Origin of the sequence: Carnobacterium sp. (genome assembly GCF_032094055.1) — a bacterium.
GTDB lineage: Bacteria > Bacillota > Bacilli > Lactobacillales > Carnobacteriaceae > Carnobacterium_A.
Genome location: NZ_DAMDAK010000062.1, coordinates 11,338 through 15,108 on the forward strand (window position 1 = coordinate 11,338; position 3,771 = coordinate 15,108).

Consider the following 3,771-nt stretch of genomic DNA (forward strand, 5'->3'; position numbering starts at 1 on the left):
GAAAGTAAAAAAAGCTTCTTGCAGATCAGGCTCAATCGTTAACTGTTCTCTTAATTCTGCTTTAGATAGTTCTAGCATTGTTTGGATCACATAATAATTTTCCGTTGCCTTCATTTGCTGCATTTGATTTTTATAAATCCGAGCTGTCCCCATCGTAACAGTTGCTAATAGAAAAACAAAAATAACTACAGAAGGCAAAATTGCTCCTTTTTGGTTCACTTTTTTTGCACCTCAATTGTTTGAGCAAGGTTTATTTGTGCTGCATACGTTTCTTTATTGGAAAACGTCACTTGTAAAATTAAACTATCCTCTTTTTTTGAAAAAGAAAATTTACTGACTTGCATCAACAACGGCTGGTAACCTCCGGCATCAGTAGTTTTGATAAACACCGGTTTCTTCAAATCTTTTTGATAAATAATCATGCGTTGAACTTTTCCTGCTGCATTTTTTTCTTCAAATCTTACTTTACTAGCCGTTACATCACTCAATACCAGCCCTTTAATTTCATATTCAAATTGATTTAAAAATAGCTGCCATTCTAGTTGGCGGTCTTGAAAAGTTTGAGCGCGAATCGTTTGAAATTGACCGATTGAAAAACTGATCAAGGAAACACTCAACATTAAAACGGACATACCAATAAGCGTTTCTAATAAAACAAACCCTTTACTGTTAAGGGAGATTGATTTTATATGAAAGCAGCTCGACTGTTCGTTGGCGATGATTATCCCGGATGCAGATTTTCTTTTTTTGGCTGCTTTCCACAATAATTTCATATACGTTGCCTCCTGTTTGCCAAGAGGTATCTACTTCTTGACCAAGCGCAATTTTTTGTGATTGTTCATATCCAATTCGCACCATATCCACTGTCTTTTTTTCTTCTTTAATGATAATGAGCAAATCTGTAACTACCGGCAGATAAACGCTGATACAAAGAGTGATGATCAAAAAAGCCGTTAAACTTTCTAATAAAACATATCCTTTTTGATTTAACCGTTCAATCCCAGTGATAACGACCACTTCCTAACTGAAATACTAACCCATGCCGTATTCCGTCAATATCAAAATACAAAGTGGAAAAACTTTGCAGATTTCCGCTGCCTCCATTAAAAATATATTGCTTGTTTGACGGTGTTGTTACATTTTCCGGTAACTGCAACTGATATGTCACTTCTTTTTCTGCTTCAGGAAACATCCTAAAAGAAATCATGCCTTTCTTTGCCGAAACATCTATTACAGACCAGTTTCCTGATAATACCGCATGATTTTGCACCGCTGTTATGCTGCTTTGTAAATCTTCAATAAATAATTGTGTTGCTGTATCTTTAATTACCTTTTGAGAAAATACAGTTGGAATACTTAACATCGTAGCTGTGATCAATAAGACTAAAAGCATTTCAATGAATACTGTTCCCCGGCAATTTAACCCCTTCATGGACTAGTCGACTTAGCGCTGACTTTTCCGTTGCTTATTTCAAGTTTTTCATTTGCCTGTTTTAATTGGGCATCGCTTAGATAATCAGCAGCTTTCAATACTTCAAAATTAGGTGCTTTTTCATTTTGCTCCATCTCATATAATTCGACTTGAGTTTGTACAACAGTCACAAGTGCTTTCGTACCTTGGTTATCTACTTTTTGTTTTTGCTGTACTACATTTGGTATGATCAATAACATCAAAATTGAAATCACAAAAAGCACCAAAACCATTTCAATTAAAGTGAAACCGTTATCATTCAACTTTTTTTGTTTTCTCATTACACAATCCCCTCCATCATTGAAAAACTGGGCAGTAATAAAGCTAAGTAAATACATAAAATAAAGAAAGCTACCAAAAGGAAAATAAACGGCTGGATCCAACCAAGCATTTTTTGCAATTGGTGTACCATACGTTCCTGGCAATCTTCAGCATAAATAGCCAGTTCGCTTGCTAATTGACTGGTCGCTTCTCCATGCAAAATAATCAAACCCAGTTCTTTGTTGAAAAACGGCAATTCACTCATGGATTCTTTAAAATTAAAACCTGATTTTAGTTTTTCTTCCATTATACGGGCTACTTCCCGCATTAAAGAGGTTGTTTCTTTTGCTTGCATCAATTCAATTATTGCATTCATTTGATACCCGCTTTTAAGCAATTGACTCCATTCGTAACTAAAAAAGTGAGTATAGTACAACCGCAATAGATTGCTAGCCAATGGAATTTTCATATAGAAAGTAGCTTGTTTAATAGCTGACCATCTTTTTAATTCTCTGAAGATCAGTATAAAAATGAGTAAGCAAACTAGTCCGGAAATCAATAATATAGTAGGAAATTCTTCGATGAATCCTATCGCAAAGCGATTGATCCATGAAAGGTTGCGAGCAGATGTATCATAAAGTTGCTGGAAATTTGGTAATAAAACCAAACGCATAGCAATTAAAATTCCTATCATAAAGACCATCAGAACCAATGGATACTGTAATAACCTGAATAGTTGCTTTTTTTGTTTATTTTTAGCGTCTAAATACTGGCCACTTGAATAGAGTGCTTCTGCGAACCGACCATGAATCAGGGATAAATAAACTTGGGTAGATACACGTTCAGAAAAACCAAGGCTTTTGATAATTTCATCAAACCGTTCCCCATTTTCTAATTGTTTCAAAATTATTTGAATCCACTGGTTTTCTTTCGGCATGATCGTTGCTAAAAAAAGCAAGGCTTCCCTTAAAGTGAAACCTTCTTGAATTAATGAAGCTAATTTCATTAAAAATGACGCTTGCACAGCTATTAGCGGCACTTTATGGGATTTGGTATTTTTGAAAATTTGTTTTAGTAATGAAACCATAAGCATACGCCTTTCTCAATAAGCAGTTGAATGATCTAGATGTGTTTTCCGATGATTCTTCAAAAGAAAAATCAACAGATAGGCAATGCTGCAACTGCTTTTTCGCTAGTACTTCGTAAATAACTGCTCGTTTCTCATAGATGCCTAAATGAGTACAGTTAATTTGACAGTCTCCTTCACAAAAAGGACAGCTTTTTGGAATTAATTTTTGAAAAATGACTCCTAAAAGGGTTTGTTTAAGCTGCTCCATGCTTACACCAAGTTCTAACAGCCGGGAAAGTACGCCTACAGCATTTTTTGCATGAATACTGGCAATCATCAAATGACCTGTAAGTGCTCCGCGCATCACCATTTTTGCCGTTTCTTCGTCTCGAATTTCGCCAATAATCAATGTATCTGGATGATGTCTTAAACTCGACCTTAGCAGACTCTCATAAGAAATCCCAGCTTTTTCATTGATTTGTGTTTGTAAAAAAGCTGGTTCTTCTATTTCTATGGGGTCTTCGACAGTGATAACTTGTTGTTTATTTTCAGAATGGCAATCACGGATCAACTGGTACATTGTCGTTGTCTTTCCTGAACCTACTGGGCCTGAAAATAATAGTAACCCACTTTTAAAACGGACCAAATCGGTCATTTCCTCAACTTCTTGTTGAAAAAAAGCAGTTTGTTTTAAGGCTCCCATATTGTTTTGGTTTAATAAACGAATCACCAAAGATTCTTGAGCACGAAAATTAGTGATTGTTGAAAAGCGTAAAGCTTGCTTTTTTTTATTTAGCTCTATTTGAACAGAACCGCTTTGGGGTTTTCTTCTTTCACCAACATCCATATTTCCAAGATATTTAAAGTAAGAAATCAAACGGTTTCCTTCTTCTTGTGTCAGTAACAGCATCTGCAGTAATTTCCCGCTGATTCTGAAAAATAGTACATACCGATTTAATTCAGGTAAAAT

At 35.3% G+C, this 3,771-nt stretch carries 6 protein-coding genes and 1 pseudogene; all 7 read right to left on the reverse strand.

The features are described 5' to 3' along the window. Positions 1-219: pseudogene (locus tag RT405_RS09625) on the reverse strand (hypothetical protein); the annotation flags it as partial. Then, complete coding sequence (comGF, locus tag RT405_RS09630) at positions 216-773, reverse strand: competence type IV pilus minor pilin ComGF (RefSeq protein ID WP_313469338.1); 558 nt, start codon at positions 771-773, stop codon at positions 216-218. The pseudogene RT405_RS09625 and the gene comGF, both read right to left, overlap by 4 nt. Further along, on the reverse strand, positions 670-1,017 hold the full coding sequence (locus tag RT405_RS09635; RefSeq protein WP_313469339.1) for a type II secretion system protein: 348 nt from the start codon (positions 1,015-1,017) through the stop codon (positions 670-672). The genes comGF and RT405_RS09635 overlap by 104 nt, the downstream gene beginning before the upstream one ends. Beyond that, entirely contained in the window at positions 995-1,432 is a 438-nt protein-coding gene (gene comGD, locus RT405_RS09640; protein WP_313469341.1) for a competence type IV pilus minor pilin ComGD, read from the reverse strand. The genes RT405_RS09635 and comGD overlap by 23 nt, the downstream gene beginning before the upstream one ends. Further along, entirely contained in the window at positions 1,429-1,752 is a 324-nt protein-coding gene (gene comGC / locus RT405_RS09645; protein WP_192988038.1) for a competence type IV pilus major pilin ComGC, read from the reverse strand. Before comGC ends, comGD begins: the two co-directional genes overlap by 4 nt. Beyond that, entirely contained in the window at positions 1,752-2,738 is a 987-nt protein-coding gene (comGB, locus tag RT405_RS09650; protein WP_396163649.1) for a competence type IV pilus assembly protein ComGB, read from the reverse strand. The genes comGC and comGB overlap by 1 nt, the downstream gene beginning before the upstream one ends. 34 nt (positions 2,739-2,772) lie before the next feature. Next, positions 2,773-3,771 (reverse strand): competence type IV pilus ATPase ComGA (comGA, locus tag RT405_RS09655; RefSeq protein WP_313469347.1); only part of this gene is annotated, 999 nt, incomplete at its 5' end.

Coding starts and splice junctions, on each gene's coding strand:
- comGF (WP_313469338.1), bottom strand. CDS start 773: ATGAAATTATTGTGGAAAGCAGCCAAAAAAAGAAAATCTGCATCCGGG.
- comGD (WP_313469341.1), bottom strand. CDS start 1,432: ATGAAGGGGTTAAATTGCCGGGGAACAGTATTCATTGAAATGCTTTTA.
- comGC (WP_192988038.1), bottom strand. CDS start 1,752: ATGAGAAAACAAAAAAAGTTGAATGATAACGGTTTCACTTTAATTGAA.
- comGB (WP_396163649.1), bottom strand. CDS start 2,738: ATGAAATTAGCTTCATTAATTCAAGAAGGTTTCACTTTAAGGGAAGCC.